Source organism: Bifidobacterium angulatum DSM 20098 = JCM 7096, assembly GCF_001025155.1.
In the GTDB taxonomy this organism is placed as follows: domain Bacteria; phylum Actinomycetota; class Actinomycetes; order Actinomycetales; family Bifidobacteriaceae; genus Bifidobacterium; species Bifidobacterium angulatum.
On the sequence record NZ_AP012322.1, the window covers coordinates 477,536 to 493,473 of the forward strand.

At 59.1% G+C, this 15,938-nt stretch carries 14 protein-coding genes; 9 read left to right on the plus strand and 5 right to left on the minus strand.

Annotation, left to right across the window (positions count from 1 at the left end):
- Positions 1 to 237: 237 nt before the first annotated feature.
- On the minus strand, positions 238 to 1,347 hold the full coding sequence (locus BBAG_RS01910; protein WP_003825577.1) for a sensor histidine kinase: 1,110 nt from the start codon (positions 1,345 to 1,347) through the stop codon (positions 238 to 240).
- The gene (locus BBAG_RS01915) at positions 1,340 to 2,017 is read right to left on the minus strand and encodes a response regulator transcription factor (protein ID WP_003825579.1); all 678 of its coding nucleotides are present in this window, start codon (positions 2,015 to 2,017) and stop codon (positions 1,340 to 1,342) included. The genes BBAG_RS01910 and BBAG_RS01915 overlap by 8 nt, the downstream gene beginning before the upstream one ends.
- Before the next feature lie 412 nt (positions 2,018 to 2,429).
- On the opposite strand from BBAG_RS01915, the gene BBAG_RS01920 reads away from it, so the two are divergent.
- Together BBAG_RS01920 and BBAG_RS08095 are read left to right on the plus strand one after the other, a co-directional pair.
- Positions 2,430 to 4,253 (plus strand): proline--tRNA ligase, encoded by a 1,824-nt coding sequence (locus BBAG_RS01920; protein ID WP_033508608.1) that lies wholly within the window; start codon positions 2,430 to 2,432, stop codon positions 4,251 to 4,253.
- Positions 4,254 to 4,622: 369 nt separating this feature from the next.
- Positions 4,623 to 5,333 (plus strand): single-stranded DNA-binding protein, encoded by a 711-nt coding sequence (locus BBAG_RS08095; protein WP_050754766.1) that lies wholly within the window; start codon positions 4,623 to 4,625, stop codon positions 5,331 to 5,333.
- 12 nt (positions 5,334 to 5,345) lie between these two features.
- On the opposite strand, the gene BBAG_RS01930 is transcribed toward BBAG_RS08095, so the two are convergent.
- Positions 5,346 to 7,427: a M13 family metallopeptidase gene (locus tag BBAG_RS01930; protein WP_003825584.1), complete on the minus strand. Its 2,082-nt coding sequence runs from the start codon at positions 7,425 to 7,427 to the stop codon at positions 5,346 to 5,348.
- 169 nt (positions 7,428 to 7,596) lie between these two features.
- On the opposite strand from BBAG_RS01930, the gene BBAG_RS01935 reads away from it, so the two are divergent.
- The 3 genes from BBAG_RS01935 (at position 7,597) to BBAG_RS01945 (ending at position 10,453) form a co-directional block, all read left to right on the plus strand.
- Positions 7,597 to 8,202: an HdeD family acid-resistance protein gene (locus BBAG_RS01935; RefSeq protein WP_003825586.1), complete on the plus strand. Its 606-nt coding sequence runs from the start codon at positions 7,597 to 7,599 to the stop codon at positions 8,200 to 8,202.
- A gap of 24 nt (positions 8,203 to 8,226) precedes the next feature.
- Positions 8,227 to 9,003, plus strand: a complete 777-nt coding sequence (map, locus tag BBAG_RS01940; RefSeq protein ID WP_003825588.1) for a type I methionyl aminopeptidase — start codon at positions 8,227 to 8,229, stop codon at positions 9,001 to 9,003.
- 157 nt (positions 9,004 to 9,160) lie between these two features.
- Positions 9,161 to 10,453: a citrate synthase gene (locus BBAG_RS01945; RefSeq protein WP_003825590.1), complete on the plus strand. Its 1,293-nt coding sequence runs from the start codon at positions 9,161 to 9,163 to the stop codon at positions 10,451 to 10,453.
- A gap of 152 nt (positions 10,454 to 10,605) precedes the next feature.
- On the opposite strand, the gene dapD is transcribed toward BBAG_RS01945, so the two are convergent.
- Positions 10,606 to 11,595, minus strand: coding sequence for a 2,3,4,5-tetrahydropyridine-2,6-dicarboxylate N-succinyltransferase (dapD, locus tag BBAG_RS01950; RefSeq protein ID WP_003825592.1), 990 nt, complete (start codon positions 11,593 to 11,595; stop codon positions 10,606 to 10,608).
- A 150-nt stretch (positions 11,596 to 11,745) separates the two neighbouring features.
- Positions 11,746 to 12,393, minus strand: a complete 648-nt coding sequence (locus tag BBAG_RS01955; RefSeq protein ID WP_003825596.1) for an alpha/beta hydrolase — start codon at positions 12,391 to 12,393, stop codon at positions 11,746 to 11,748.
- 263 nt (positions 12,394 to 12,656) lie between these two features.
- Here BBAG_RS01955 and BBAG_RS01960 point away from each other — a divergent pair, with 263 nt between their 5' ends.
- From BBAG_RS01960 to BBAG_RS01975, 4 genes are read left to right on the plus strand one after another with little or no spacing between them, the layout of a single operon-like run.
- Complete coding sequence (locus tag BBAG_RS01960) at positions 12,657 to 13,313, plus strand: amino acid ABC transporter permease (RefSeq protein ID WP_033508539.1); 657 nt, start codon at positions 12,657 to 12,659, stop codon at positions 13,311 to 13,313.
- The gene (locus BBAG_RS01965; RefSeq protein WP_003825599.1) at positions 13,300 to 13,974 is read left to right on the plus strand and encodes an amino acid ABC transporter permease; all 675 of its coding nucleotides are present in this window, start codon (positions 13,300 to 13,302) and stop codon (positions 13,972 to 13,974) included. The genes BBAG_RS01960 and BBAG_RS01965 overlap by 14 nt, the downstream gene beginning before the upstream one ends.
- Positions 13,967 to 14,788: an amino acid ABC transporter ATP-binding protein gene (locus BBAG_RS01970; protein ID WP_003825601.1), complete on the plus strand. Its 822-nt coding sequence runs from the start codon at positions 13,967 to 13,969 to the stop codon at positions 14,786 to 14,788. Before BBAG_RS01965 ends, BBAG_RS01970 begins: the two co-directional genes overlap by 8 nt.
- A 14-nt stretch (positions 14,789 to 14,802) precedes the next feature.
- Positions 14,803 to 15,699, plus strand: coding sequence for a cysteine ABC transporter substrate-binding protein (locus tag BBAG_RS01975; RefSeq protein WP_003825603.1), 897 nt, complete (start codon positions 14,803 to 14,805; stop codon positions 15,697 to 15,699).
- The last annotated feature ends 239 nt before the right edge of the window (positions 15,700 to 15,938 follow it).

Here is a 15,938-nt window from a genome sequence, read left to right on the forward strand (position 1 = left end):
CGCATAGTGCTTTCTAAGTTGCCGCCAAATCCGGTTCGGTGCATAGTAGGGGTGTAACGATAGCGAAATGAGGAGCGTGAAGTGATGATTCGATTGGCGGTTTCCGGCCTGTTGACCTGTGTGATGGCATTTGCGCCGGCGGCGGGTGCGGGGGTCGATGTTCAAAGCGTTGCGGATGACGGCGCACGCATATCATGCCCGGCATATCCTGCATGTAAGAGGATTCCCAGGTGCGTATCAATGTGCAAGGCCTGAAGGAATCGTCACCTCTACGTGCCATGTGTTGCCGGACAATCCATACCGTATGGCTCCGCCCGAAACCTCCAACTGATGTTCGAGAAGGCTGAGCCCGAACCCTGAAGTGAGTTCATTGGGATTGCCCGATGAGGGATTGGTCTCGGTGATGCGGATGCTGTTTTCGGAACCGCTGATGGTGATGCTGTATTCGCCGCCATTCTTTGCCATGTGGCGAGTGATATTGGCATACAACTCCTTGATGCATAGTTGTATCAGCATGAATTGGCTGTTGGAGACGGGGAAGGAGTCCAATCGAATAGATAGACGCCCCGTGAACCCCATCGACTGTGCATTGTGATCCAGAGCTTGTGCATAGGCGGTGATATCGGGCGATTTATGGGACTCGTCGGTATCGGCGTTGCCTGTGTCGGACAATGTGCGGATGATGCTATGCATATTAGCTAGGCTGAGCCGGGCTACGGTCTCGATGCGTTCCAGGGTGCCGTCGTCCTTGCTTCCGGACCGTGCCATGAGAATGATGGAGGAGAGCTCGCTGGTGACCGCCGAATGGAGGTGCGAGGCTATCCGCAGATTATGCTCCACCTGCTTGGCCTGAGCGGTGCGCTCCGTGGTGGCGAGCAGTATGCCGATGCAGAATACGAAGAGATCTTCGCTGGCGAATCCGACGAAAGCGTCAATGGAACCCTCCATCAGTTTCATCTCAAGGAACTCCGCAATGAGTAGCAGGCACAGAACTCCGCCGGAAGCCCAACGTCGCAGGTGGAAAGCGATGTAGAAAATGGACAGCAGCATGCCCCAGTATATGTTGGCTGCGGCATATGTGGGAGAGAACAGCAAGCAGCAGTATGTAATCATGCATACCAGACCTGCCGGCACGGGGAAGAATACCATCACCACCATCGACAGGAGGTATTCGATGGCAATCAGCCGCCCTACTGTTCCGGGGAACAGCTGATCGAAGATGCCGGACCATTCGAAAAGGGATATGCCGATGCAGATGCAGCAGATAATCGCCCGATAGCGTTTCTGGTTCAGGAAGAACGACGCGTCGGTCGGGCGCAGTACGGCATGACGGAATCGATCAAACATGTTTCGCCCTTTGCCATTTGACCAGTGCTTCGCCCAGCGTGGCGGCACCGAGTTTGGTTCGTGCATGCAGGGTATACGTTCGCACGGTCACCGGTGTAACTTTCATCTGCTTTGCGATTTCCTTGGAGCTTAAGCCATGGGAAGCCAGGTTCAAGGCTTTCATCTCGTTGAATGTCAAAGTGGTCAGAGGGTCTGCTGGCGTGCTGCGGATACGGTCGTATGCGTTTTCGGCTGTTTCGAAGGGGGCGTTTGCCGGTAGTACGTCTCCGTCGTGGACGATAGCGATGGCCTGCGCCAGCATCTTGAAATCGTCCTTGGCAATGATGCCCTGTGCTCCTGCCTCGGCGGCTTCCGTTTCGTAAATATCCAACGGGTAGGAGGTGATCGCCAGTACCTTGGGGAACGGTGTGCTGGCTCGCAGACGCCGGCAGAGCACGGTTCCCGGCATGTCCGACAATGCCATGTCGATGAGCAGCACATCCGGCGCCGCATCGTCTTCAAGGCAGCGGGTCAACGCTTCGCGACCGGTTGTCGCTGTCCAGATAATGCGCATCGTTGGCGTTTTCTCGATCAATGTACGCAATGCATACAGTGCAATGGCATCATTATCGACTATGGCGATTGAGAAAGGCCTGTTTTCTACGTCATCGTTGTCTTGTACGACGTTCATGATGCTATATGTTCTCTCTTTTGGCTGTTCAGCAGGGGCCGAAGGTTCGATTGCCCATATGGTGCATCGCCCGTATACCTGTTGTGGTTATACGCCGGGCGCACCATACGAACATCACCCCTCTACAGAGGAGCATAATACCTGCTGGTTGCATATGTCAGTGTCATGTCGTTGTATGTCACCCGCCACAACATTTGTTGTTTTTTCTTGATTCCGCTGTGTGGTGAGGGTCAGCCATGGTAATAAATATGCACGGGTGAGGCCCGCGGCCACATAGGGTGGCCATCACGTTGCAACGAGGCAACACTCGCGCAAATCCGGCATGATCATTGTTATGCCGGAGGCGTTGGCGTTCTGCAAGCTTGTTGCGGCGCCGCTCGCCGTGGGTGCGGGTCGCGCTATCTTGGAACCTATGACTTCCAATACTCTTCGTATGTCTACTATGTTTCTGCGCACGTTGCGCGAAGACCCCGCCGACGCCGATGTGGTATCCGACAAGCTGCTGCAGCGTGCCGGCTACCTGCGCAAGGCGGCCCCCGGCATCTGGACCTGGCTGCCGCTGGGGTTGAACGTGCTGAACAAGATCGAGAACATCATCCGCGAGGAAATGGCCTCCATCAACGCCCAGGAAGTGCACTTCTCCGGCCTGCTGCCACGCGAGCCGTATGAGGCCACCCACCGCTGGGAGGAATACGGCGACAACATCTTCCGCTTGAAGGACCGCCATGAGGCCGATTACCTGCTGGCGCCGACCCATGAGGAGATGTTCACTCTGCTGGTCAAGGACCTGTATTCCTCGTACAAGGATCTGCCGGTTACCTTGTACCAGATTCAGACCAAGTATCGCGACGAGTTCCGTCCGCGCGCCGGCCTGATTCGTGGCCGCGAATTCATTATGAAGGACGCCTACTCCTTTACGCTTGACAAGGAAGGCCTCGTCAAGGCCTACATGGACGAGCGCGGCGCCTATGAGCGCATCTTCAAGCGTCTCGACCTCGATTACGTGCCGGTACACGCCATGGCAGGCCCGATGGGAGGCTTCGAATCCGAGGAGTTCCTGGCCCCGATGGAGATCGGCGAGGACACCTTCGCACAGTCGCCGTCCGGCAAGGCCTGGAACGTCGAGGCTCTGACCACTCCGGAACCGCCGGCAATCGATTACTCCAACACTCCGGCCGCCACGAAGCGCCCGACCCCGGACGCCGCGACCATCGACAAGATGGTCGAATTCGCCAACGTCAACCATCCGCGTACCGATGGCCGCGAATGGCAGGCCAGCGACATTCTGAAGAACGTCGTTATCGTCGTCAAGCACGCCGAGGACGAGAACCACGACGAGCCATGGCGCGAACTCGTGGTTGTGGGCGTGCCCGGCGACCGTGTGGTGGACATGAAGCGCCTGGAGGCGCAGTTCGCCCCCGCCGAAATCGAAGAGGCCACCGAAGAAGACCTCAAGAAGCACCCCGAACTGGTCAAGGGCTATATCGGCCCGATGGTGCTCGGCCCGCAGGCGCGCGATGGCAAGAAGGCCGAAAACGCCGATGAGACCGGCGAGGCGCTGCGCTACCTGCTGGACGCGCATATCGCCCGCGGCTCCGCATGGTTCACCGGCGCCGACGAGGCTGGCGTGGATTACTACGATCTGGTGTACGGCCGCGACTTCGAGGCAGACGGCACCGTCGAGGCCGTTGAGGTGCGTCATGGCGATATGAGCCCGGACGGATCCGGCCCCCTGAGCTTCGAGCGTGGTGTGGAGATCGGGCAGGTCTTCCAGCTCGGTCTGAAGTACTCCAATGCGCTCGGCTTGAAGGTGCTCGATCAGAACGGCAAGACCGTTCCGGTGTGGATGGGCTCCTATGGCATCGGCGTGTCCCGTGTGATGGCTTGCATCGCCGAGACCCATCATGATGAGCGCGGCCTGGCATGGCCGAGCTGCATCGCTCCGGCTCAGGTGCATGTGGTCGCCACCGGCAAGGACGAGAAGGCGTTCGAAGGTGCCGAACAGCTGATCGCCGAGCTTGAGGCCAAGGGCGTTGAAGTGATCTTCGACGATCGCAAGAAGGTCTCCCCGGGCGTGAAGTTCAAGGACGCCGAGCTGATCGGCGTGCCGCAGATCGCCGTGGTCGGCCGCGACTACGTGAACGACGGCACCATTGAGATCCGCGACCGCAACGGTGACAACAAGGTGATCGTTCCTGCCGCTGAAGCCGTGGAGACGCTGCTTGCGCGCATCTGATTCGCTGGTTCGTTTCGTTTGACGGCGAAAGCCTTTTATCATAACAATTCCCCTCGCAGACAAGGCTCTGCGAGGGGAATTGTTGTATCTGCCTGCCTTTTGTGCGGTTTTGCGGGGTTTGCGGGGCGGAAAGTGGGTGCGGTGGATATTGGCTCTGTGTCGGTGGTTTGGGTGTCCCGCAATCTGCCGACGGTGGATAACCGGGAGGTTATCCACTGGCTATCCACAACACGCCCGGCGAGGGGAGTGCTGTCCACAGGCAAGGGAGCGGCTGGTTCGCCAATGCGGCGTACGGCATGCTGGGAGTACCGCATTGCCTCAACGGCGCGGCGGTGCGGTCCAACTCGTTGCCAGTGGAAAGGACATATCATGGCAGGCCAGCAAGGAACAGTCACGCTTACCGGCAATCTTGGCATGGATCCGGTGAGTTTCTCCAGAGACCCGAACAATCCGGCATGCTCGTTCAATGTGGGAGTCTCATCTGGGTATTTCGACCAATCCTCGCAATCATGGCGATCACGGGAGACAGTATGGATCAAAATCCGTGCATACCGCACCTTGGCCGCCAACGTGATGCGCTCGCTGCACAAGGGCGATGCCGTGGTCGTCACCGGCGCACTACGTATGGACCGGTGGACGAAGGACGGCGTCAATCGCACTGCGATCGTCATGGATGCCAGTGCGATCGGGCATGACCTGAACTACGGAACGTCGGCGTTCTCCAGATTGAACCGTGCTCAAGGCGGCAACGGTGGCACGAATGACGCGGCCGGTTCCGCAGGCGCATACACGGATGGATTTGCCGAAGACCGAGGCAATCCCGATAATGCGGGCGGTCTCAACGGAGCCGGCGTCGATCCCTTTGCATCAGGCAACGGTTCGACGCAGCCGAACGCCATGCGGAACACGCGAAACGATATGGAAAACGGCGGCACACCGGCCAGCGGCATCCCTAATGGGATGCAACAGGCCGGTATGCCGCCGTGCAACACCCAGTCCCCGAACAATGGAGGTCAACAGTATGTGGCGCAAAGCCAGTCTGAATCTACCGTCGCCCTTGCCGAAGAACCGGAGTTCTGATCATGGTGGCCGCTACCAGATGCGCACACGGTCAGCCGGGTCAAGCCACATGGCGTCACCCTCGTGCACATCGAATGCCTTGGCGAACAGATCCACATTGCGTACGATGCCGTTGGTACGGCACTCCGCAGGGGAGTGTGGGTCGATCTGCAGATACTGTTCGGCCAGCTCGTCACGGTTCTTTGTGCGCCAAATGGAGGCGTAGCTCAGGAAGAAGCGCTGCAGGCCGGTGAAGCCGTCGATGGTGGGGGCGCCGTCGAGAGTGGATTCGATGCCTTCCGGCGTGGAATCCTTTTCGCGGCCGGCTGCCTCGTCAAGTGCGAAGGCATATGCCTTCAACGCGATATTGACGCCGCCGAGATCGCCGATGTTCTCGCCGATGGTGAGCGCGCCATTGACATGTGGCGCCTTGCTTGGGTCGTCGGCGTATTTCTCGGCAAGCTGCGTGGGTACGAACGCGTTGTACTGTTCGATCAGAGCCTTGGTGCGTGCCTCGAAATTCGCCTTGTCCTCCGGGGTCCACCAGTCATGGAGCTTGCCGTCGCCGTCGTACTGGGCGCCCTGGTCGTCGAAGCCGTGACCGATCTCATGACCGATCACAGCGCCGATGCCGCCATAGTTCGCGGCGTCCTCGGCTTGTGGATTGAAGAATGGAGGCTGCAGAATGGCTGCGGGGAACACGATGACGTTCATGGATGGCTCATAGTAGGCGTTCACCGTCTGCGGGTTCATCAGCCATTCGTCCTTGTCAACGGGCTTGCCTGCCTTGGACAGCTGATAGCCGGTCTCGTACAGGTTCGCGGACTGCATGTTCTTGGACAGCGCGGCATCCTCATCAAGATGCAATGCCGAATAGTCGCGCCAATGATTGGTGTATCCGATTTTCGCAGTGAACTTGCCGAGCTTCTCCAAAGCCTTGGCCTTGGTATCTTCGCCCAGCCAATCGGAACTGGTGATGGAGGCACGGTAGGCGTCGATAAGATTCGCCACCAGCTGTTCCATGCGTTTCTTGGAGCTTTCCGGGAAATGCCTGCGCACATACTCGGCGCCGACATCCTCGCCGCATACGCCGTTGACCAGGCTCACCGCGCGCTTCCAACGCTCGCGCTGCACCTTCTGTCCGGAAAGCACCTTGCCGTAGAAGTCGAAGTTCGTGCTGTCGAACCGCTCGCTCAACATGGAAGCCGAGCCGATAATCATATGCACACGCGCCCACAGCTTCAGATTATCCAGATCGCTGGCCTGCCAGAAGGAGTCCAGACCCGTAAGGAAGCTCGGCTCGTGCACGATCACACGGTTCAGCACGGTATGGAAGTCGAGCGGCTGATCGGCGGATGCCTCGGAAGCGTCGTAGGCCTCCTGCCAGGACTCGACCCACGAATCAAGATCGAAATGTGCGAGCGTGGAGGCAAGTTCGCTGTAACTCATAGGGTTATATGTCTTCACCGAATCGCGGGTGGCGACATTATCCCAATGATGCTTGGCAAGTTTCGTCTCGACGGCAAGGAAACGCTCGGCCTGCTCGCGTGCGTTCGCATCGTCACCGGCGTAACCTGCATTGGTCAGTTGCGTGGCGACCATGTCGACATAGGCACCGCGGATCGGCGCGTAGTGATCCTCGCGGTAATACGCTTCGTCGGGGAGCCCGAGGCCGCCCTGCTCGATATGCGCGATATTGACATCTGGGTCGCCCGGGTCTCCGTAAATGGCCATGCCGAACAGGTCGGGGCCGCCAGTGGGGTTGATGAAGCCCAAGGCGCGAGTAAGATCCGCCTTGCCTTCGGCCTCATCGATCAGCTGCAACGCATCGCGAATCGGTTCGATGCCGGCTCGCTCGATGGCGTCCGTGTTCAGGAAGGAACGGTACAGTGCCCGCGACAACACCGCCGGGCAGTCATCGTCTTCCAGAATATCCCTGATCTGATTCTGTGCGTCCTCCGCAAGCTTGTCGAAGGAACCATAGCGGGAACGGTCATCAGGCAGACGGTACGTGTCGATCCATGGGCCGTTGACGTAACGGAACAGATCGGCGGAAGGTTTGATGACGGACGAGAACGATGCCGGGTCGATGCCGGATTTCAATGCTTCACTCATGGCAACAAGCCTAGTCCCGGCTCCACCCGTGGCAAAGCCTTACACATCGGGAAGTCTGTACATATCGCAAACCGCGAACGGCTTCTATCATGGGAGAACGCACATCCGCGCGAGCGGAAGGCGAACCCGACGCATATCCGTATGCGGCCGGAAACGGAAAGGAATAACCATGAGCGACTTCAACCCGATGAACGCCACGCCGAATAACGGTATGGATCCGTTCCGACTCCTCGAGCAGGTGTTGCCGCAGCAAGCCAAGAATCGCATTCGCGGCATGTATGGGGTGATCGGCATCGCCTCCATCCTGCTGGGTGTGGCCCTGCTGTTCTGGCCCGGCCACACTCTGGCTGTCGTGGCCATCATGCTGGGCATATACCTGCTGATTTCCGGCATGGTGCGCATCGTCACGGCCATCGTCGAACTCGGTCTGCCCGGCGGGTGGCGAGTGCTGGGCGTGCTATTCGGCGCGCTGATGCTGGTCGGCGGCATAGTGGTATTGAAGAACTCCTCGATGTCGGCGGCCATGCTCACCGTGCTGTGCACCATGGCGATCGGCGTCAGCTGGCTGCTCGAAGGCATTATGACACTATTCGAATGCTGGAACGTGCCAAGCTCGGCGTGGGCGGTGATCTATTCGCTACTGTCCATCGTCGCCGGTTTCATAGCCCTGTTCAACCCGTTCGGATCGACCGTATGGCTGGTGATGTTCGTCGCCATCGCGTTGGTCGTCATTGGCATTATGGCCGTTGTTCGCGCGATTCGTTTTGGAAAGTAAGACGGGTGGCCTAGGCTAGAGACCATGATCGAAATCAAAACAGCCTCCGAAATCGAGGCGATGAAGCCCGCAGGTCGTTTCGTTGCGGGAATCCTCAAGGAACTCAAGGAAACCACCAAAGTCGGTACCAACCTGCTGGAGATCGACGAATTCGTGCACAAGAAGATTGTCGACCGTAAAGGCGCCGAATCCTGCTACGTGGACTATGCCCCCGATTTCGGCACCGGCCCGTTCGCACATTACATCTGCACATCCGTCAACGATGCCGTACTGCATGGCGTGCCGTACGACTACAGCCTCAAAGACGGCGATCTGGTCAGCCTCGACCTCGCCATCAGCGTGAACGGCTGGGTCGCCGACTCCGCCATCAGCTTCGTGGTCGGCAACAACCCCGACCCGGAGGATCTGCGCATCATCAAGTGCACCGAAGAAGCGCTCGCCGCCGCCATCGACACGGCGCAGGCCGGCAACCGTCTGGGCGATGTCTGCAACGTCATCGGTGATGTGGCTCGTACCTACGGCTACCCGATCAACCTCGAATTCGGCGGTCATGGCGTGGGACGCGTCATGCACGGCGATCCGCACGTGCCGAACGACGGCAGCGCGCATCACGGATACAAGCTGCGCCCAGGTCTGGTCATCGCCATCGAACCGTGGTTCCTCAAGACCACCGACGAGATATTCCAGGATCCGAAGGACGGTTGGACGCTGCGCTCCCAGGACGGTTCCCGTGGCGCGCATAGCGAGCACACCATCGCCATCACCGACAACGGTCCGCTGATTCTCACCAAGCGCGACTAGCATCGGCATCGGCCCGACAATGGGGCCGGGACAAAGAGCCTCCCTTTCCTTATGAAGAGGGAGGCTCTTTTTGCCTTTTGAGATATGCGGTACCGCTGAAACGACGATGCCCTATAGTGAGCGATACTCTAACTCATTGGCGTAAGGAGCACGTGATATGGCCACAGCCCAGCTGCGCATCGACTCGAACAGCTTCACCCTTCCCCTAGTGGAGGCTACCGCCGGTGCCAACGGCATCGTTGTCTCCGACCTGAGAAACGACGGTTGGGTCACGCTCGATCCGGGATTTCTGACCACCGCGCAGTGCGAATCGAAAATCACGTACATCGATGGCAAGAACTCCATCCTGCGCTACCGAGGTTACCCGATCGAGCAATTATGCGACCAGTCCGACTTCCTTGAAGTGGCATGGCTGCTGCGCCACGGTGAGCTGCCCAGCAAAGAGCAATACGACCGCTTCATCTCCGACATCAACCACCGCACCATGGTGGGGGAGGACTTCCGCACCTTCATGGGCTCCTTCCCGCGCACCGCGCATCCGATGAGCGTCATGGCATCCGCAGTCAACGCGCTCGCCACCTTCTATCCGGACACCACCGACATCAACGATTCCGACCAGCTTGACGAGGCTGCGACCATCATCATGGCCAAGGCCCGTACCATCGTGAGCTATATCTTCCGTCGTCGTCGTGACGAGCCGATGCTGTACCCGGACTACTCGCGCGGTTACGTGGACGACTTCCTGCGCATGTGCTTCGCCGTGCCGTACGAGCCGTTCGAATCCGACCCGCTATACGTGCATGCGCTCGGTAGACTGCTCATCATCCACGCCGATCATGAGCAGAACTGCTCCACTTCCGTGGTACGTATCGCCGGTTCGGCGCATGCCAACCTGTATTCCGCGGTCGCGGCGGGCATCAATGCGCTGTCCGGACCGTTGCATGGCGGCGCGAACGAGGCCGTGCTCCGCCAGCTTAAGGCGATTCGTGATTCAGGCAAGAGCGTGAAGGAATTCGTCGAGGATGCCAAGGCCAATGGGCAGCGCATCTCCGGACTGGGACATCGCGTCTACAAGTCGTACGATCCGCGGGCGGCCATTGCCAAGAGCTACCTGGAGAAGATCATGACACGGGCCGATACGCTGAAACTACCGGCAGACGAACGCGCGTTGTTCCAAGTCGCCACGGAGCTGGAGGAGATCGCGTTGAACGACGAATACTTCGTCTCCAGGCATCTCTACCCGAATGTCGACTTCTACACGGGGCTGATCTACCGGGCCATCGGCTTCGATCCGTCCATGTTCACCACACTGTTTGCACTTGGACGCATTCCCGGATGGATCGCACAGTACCGTGAGATGCTTGCCGACCCGAACACGAAGATCGGGCGCCCACGCCAGGTCTACACCGGCTACACGAAGCGCGACTACATTCCGATGGAAGAACGATGATTCCCGCCGCACCGGGCGGTCTGTTTGGACGATTCTACGAATTGGGCGGTTTATTTGGACGAAATCAGCCCCGATTTCGTCCAAATAAACCGCCCAATGGTATGCGCACGGAGTGCGCGGGCACCGGAATAGCCGGCGAAGGCCCAGAAGACTCAGTTCTTATGGAGCTTCTCGTTAAGCTCGATGCCGGTCTTGCGATAGCGGGCCTCGATACGGCCGGACACGGAGTTGCGGATGAACAGAATGTTGTCCTTGCCGGACAGTTCGGCGCCTTTGACGGTTTCCAGCGGCTCGCCTGCGGCAACCTTGGCCTTGTCGTAGATGGTGACCTTGGTGCCGGCGGTGACGTACAGACCGGCCTCGACCACGCAATTGTCGCCTAGCGAGATGCCGATGCCGGCGTTCGCGCCCAGCAGGGAATGCTCACCGATGGAGTTCTTCAGCTTGCCGCCGCCCGACAGGGTACCCATGATGGATGCGCCGCCGCCGATATCGGAGCCGTTGCCGACCACAACGCCCTGCGAGACGCGGCCCTCGACCATGGAGACGCCAAGGGTGCCGGCGTTGAAGTTCACAAAACCGGCATGCATGACGGTGGTGCCCTCGGACAGGTGTGCACCCAGGCGTACACGGTCGGCGTCGCCGATACGCACGCCGGTCGGCACCACGTAATCGACCATGCGGGGGAACTTGTCGATGGACAGCACATTCACGTCGGCACGCGGAGCCAACGGGCCAGCCTGCGCGGCGGCATTCATCACGTCGAGCTTGCGCAGGGCGAAATCATCGACGGCGAACGGCCCGTAATTGGTCCACACCACATTGTTCAGCTTGGCGAAGATGCCGTCGAGATTCAATGTGTTCGGCTTGGCCAGGCGCATGCTCAGCAAATGCAGGCGCAGATAGGCGTCCTCGGCGCTTTCGATCGGCTCGTCCAGCTTGGATACGGTGAACACCGGCATGCGGCGTACGCCACGGGCGTCGGCCTCGGCATGCGCCAGCGCGCCGAAGTTATGATTGCCGCGATCGGCTTCGGCGGGTGCCGGGCCGAGCGTCAGTTCCGGGTACCAGACGTCCAGGGTGTTGCCGGCGGCATCGACGCTCGCCAAGCCCCAACCGTATGCGGTTCTTTCATCAGTCATTCGTTATGCTCCTTATCAACGCGGACATGCCGGAAGCGGGCATATCCGTACGCTTATTGGCCACTGTAGCGTGCTGCGGGGATGCGCTCGCCTGCGCGCTCAAAGAACGGTATGCGGGGTGAAAGGATGTCCGCATACCGCTTGCCGCCGTCACATCTGAGGGCGGATCAGATTATTCGATTCGAGAAAACGCTGCACGTCGCGCAGCTCGTCCATGTTGATTGAGTGCCCCATGCCGCTATAGATATGCTCGCTGAGCGTGCCGTGCCTGCGCCAGAACGAACTCATGGCGAGCACGTCCTGAGTGGGGAAGATGACGTCTGCGGAACCATGTCCGTAGAACACCGGCGGCTGCGCCGACTCAAGCGCCTTATCGCCGGGGAGCGAGCCGGGGGCAAGCCAGCCGGAGAAGCTGATGGCCGCGGCATAGCGCTTGGGATCGAACCGCAGCATATGCGTGGCGAGCAGGCCTCCCTGCGAGAAACCCATGGTGACGATCGGGCGGGAACCATTGACATTGGCTTCGACCCAGCGGTTGACGGCATCGGCCGCATCATACGCCTGCCGGGTCAAGGAACGGCCCTCGGGCACGCCCTCGTGCGCCCATTCGCCGAACCATGTGAAACCCATGCCATAGGCGATGGGAGCCCGCAACGAGACGAAATCCGCCGAACCGGCACCGCAGTACCGCAGCAGGTCGGGCAGATCAAGCTCATTGGAACCCCACCCATGAAGCAGCAGGAAAACCGGATCGTTGCCCGAACCGTTCAATCTGGTCAAAGCCTTGGTAATATCCATGACCCCCAGTGTATAACCGCATTGCGGCACCACGCGTGCATGCACCGGGCAGAGTTTCCGCCACAAGCCAAGTCGGTAGCGTCTCATAAGCAATTCCGATAACATCGCCGTAACCTGCGCATCGTGTAGCAAATACAATGTTGTGCAGTGAAGCCTGTTGCGGTTGTCGGGTGGAACTTCCCAGCGCACGGGCCTGATGCTCCGGCATCCTTTCGATAGGAGTTACGGGACATCGCAGAAGTGAAATGGAAGAAAGGGTTGCCATGTTCGACTGGTCGTTCGTCCAGCGCTACGCGCCTTTTTTCGTAAAAGGCATGGAGATGACATTGTTCATCTCCATAATTGGCATTATCCTGGCGCTGGTCGTCGGCCTGATATGCGCAGGCGTTGAATTGGCCCGGGTGCCGGTGGCGCGGCAGATCGTGCGCGTGTACATCGAAATCAGCCGTAACACGCCATTACTGGTGCAATTGTATTTCCTGTTCTTCGGATTGCCCAAGCTGGGCATCGTCTGGTCGGCGGAAACCTGCGCGATTGTGGGACTGGGCTTTCTCGGCGGATCCTATATGGCCGAAGCCATGCGTGCGGGATTGCAGGCTGTGCCTGAAGTGCAGCGTGAAACCGCGTACGTGCTGGGATTTACTCCAATGCAATCCCTCACACGGGTCGTGCTGCCGCAAGCCGTCTCCGGTGCGATTCCAGGCATTGTGGCCAATGTGATCTTCCTGTTCAAGGAATCCTCCGTGGTCTCCGCCATCGCGCTCGCCGACGTGATGTATATGGCCAAGGATCTGATCGGCATGTACTACAGTACCTACGAATCGCTGGCCATGCTCGTCGTAAGCTACCTGATCGTACTGCTGCCGATCTCGCTGATCGGCACCTGGTTGGAAAGGAGGTTCGACTATGCAAGGCGCTGAGATTCTTCTGCAGCCGGGCGTGATGCCGCGACTGCTTCAAGGCCTGTGGGTCACCGTGTGGATCGCCGCGGTCTCCGTCATCGCCTCCGTTCCGGTGGGGTTGCTGGTCGGTTGGCTGATGACGTTGAAGAGCCGCGTGGTTCGTGTGCTGATGCGCATATACCTTGATTTCATCCGCATTATGCCCCAGCTTGCATTGCTGTTCCTCGCATATTACGGGTTCGCGCGCTGGTTCGATTGGAATCTGGATGCCACCGGGGCCTGCGTGCTGGTGTTCATCCTGTGGGGTGGCGCAGAACTGGGCGATCTGGTGCGCGGAGCATTGCAGTCGATTCCCGAAATCCAATCCGAATCGGCGTATGTGCTGGGACTGAGCAACTGGCAGGGCTTTGTGCATGTGATTCTGCCTCAGGCTCTGCGCCGGTTGCTGCCAGCCTCGGTGAACCTGGCGACACGTATTGTGAAGACCACATCGTTGGCCGTGCTGCTCGGCGTGGTCGAAGTGATCAAGGTCGGTCAGCAGATCATCGACGCGAACCGATTCCAGTATCCGACCGGAACCCTGTGGATCTACGGGGTGATTTTCTTCATGTACTTCATTGTGTGCTGGCCGCTTTCCATCGTGGCCCGTCGACTTGAGAAAAGGTGGGCAAATGACTGATATCGTTACCGAAACGAATAACGGTGCGGCACTGTCTGTGCGCAATCTGGTCAAGCAGTACGCCAATGCCGACAGGCGTGTGCTTGACGACGTCAGCTTCGACGTTCCCAAAGGCCGTGTACTGGTCGTGGTCGGCCCGTCCGGTTCCGGCAAATCCACGCTGTTGCGCACAATCGCTGGATTGGAGCCGATTCAGGGCGGTCAGATCGCACTGAACGGCACGGTCATCGAAACCGGGAAGCCCGGCAGCGAGAAGGCCGGGCGCTCGGCACGCTCCAGCGAACTGCGCACGCATATTGGCATGGTGTTCCAAAGCTACGATCTGTTCCCGAACAAAACCGTACTTGGCAACATCATGATGGCGCCGCTGCTCGTGCAAAAGCGTGATAAGGCCGAAGTCGAACGCGAAGCCCTGGAACTGCTTGGCAAGGTCGGTCTTGCCGATCGCAAGGATGCCTGGCCGCATGAGCTTTCCGGCGGCCAGCGCCAGCGCATCGCCATCTGCCGTGCGTTGATCCTGCATCCGGAAGTGCTGCTGTTCGACGAGATCACCGCGGCACTCGACCCGGAAATGGTGCGCGAAGTGCTTGACGTGGTGATCGGTCTTGCACGATCCGGGCAGACCATGGTGATTGTCACGCACGAGATGCGTTTCGCCCGTGCCATCGCCGACGAGATCATCCTGCTGGAGGACGGTCATATCGTCGAGCATTCCACCGACCCCGAACGCTTCTTCATCGAACCGGAAACGGAACGTGCGCAGCAGTTCCTGCGCACCTTTGAATTTGAACGTGCGTCGCACGATCAGCAATAGAGAGGAAAACAACCATGAAATTCACCATCAAACCGCTGAAAGCCGTTATCGCCGCATCCGCAGCGCTGATTATGGGTGCCTCCCTTGCTGCGTGCGGTCCGTCCGCGGCATCGCCGTCCGACGCGTCGTCGTCCGACAACACCACGGCATCCTCCAGCGCCAAGGCCCGTACCCTTGACGAGATCAAGAAGTCCGGCGAACTCAAGGTCGCCGTGTTCTCCGACAAGGCGCCGTTCGGCTACGTCGACAAGGACGGCAAGAACGCCGGCTATGACATCGTCTTCGCCGAGCGTCTCGCCAAGGATCTGGGCGTGAAGGTCAAGTACACCTCCGTCGATCCGGCCGCCCGTGTGGACGTGCTCACCTCCAACAAGGTGGACATCACCCTGGCCAACTTCACCGTGACCGACGAGCGCAAGGAGAAGGTCGACTTCGCCAAGCCATACATGAAGGTCGCGTTGGGCGTCGTGTCCCCGGAGAACGCCGAAATTACCGATGTGAGCCAGCTCAAGGGCAAGACCCTGATCATCGCCAAGGGCACCACCGCCGAAACCTACTTCGAGAAGAACCAGCCTGACGTGAAGCTGCAGAAGTACGACCAGTACGCCGACGCCTACAACGCACTGCTCGACGGCCGCGGCGACGCCTTCTCCACCGACAACACCGAGGTGCTGGCCTGGGCCAAGTCCAACAAGGGCTTCAAGGTGGGCATCACCAAGCTGGGCGATGAGGACACCATCGCTCCGGCTGTGCAGAAGGGCAACAAGGAACTGCTCAACTGGCTGAACGACGAGATCGTGAAGCTCGGCAAGGAGAACTTCTTCCACAAGGATTACGAGGAGACCCTGAAGCCGGTGTACGGTTCCGATGTCGATCCGGATGACATTGTGGTCGAGGGCGGCAAGCTCTGACAATCGCCTGACCTGACGGCAACCTGCCGTCCGTCAATTCTGTTTCCAAGCCTTCCGTGGCATGTGCCGCGGGAGGCTTTTCATATCCTGATAACCGTTCATAAAAAAGAATTATTGCGGTTTGCGCCTTCCATAAGAAGCGCATATAGCCACGCCGGCATTGACAAGGATGTTTCCCGATATCTTGTGGGTATTCGCTTGAAAACAACGAAAACCACAGGAGAGAGGAGACAGGGAAC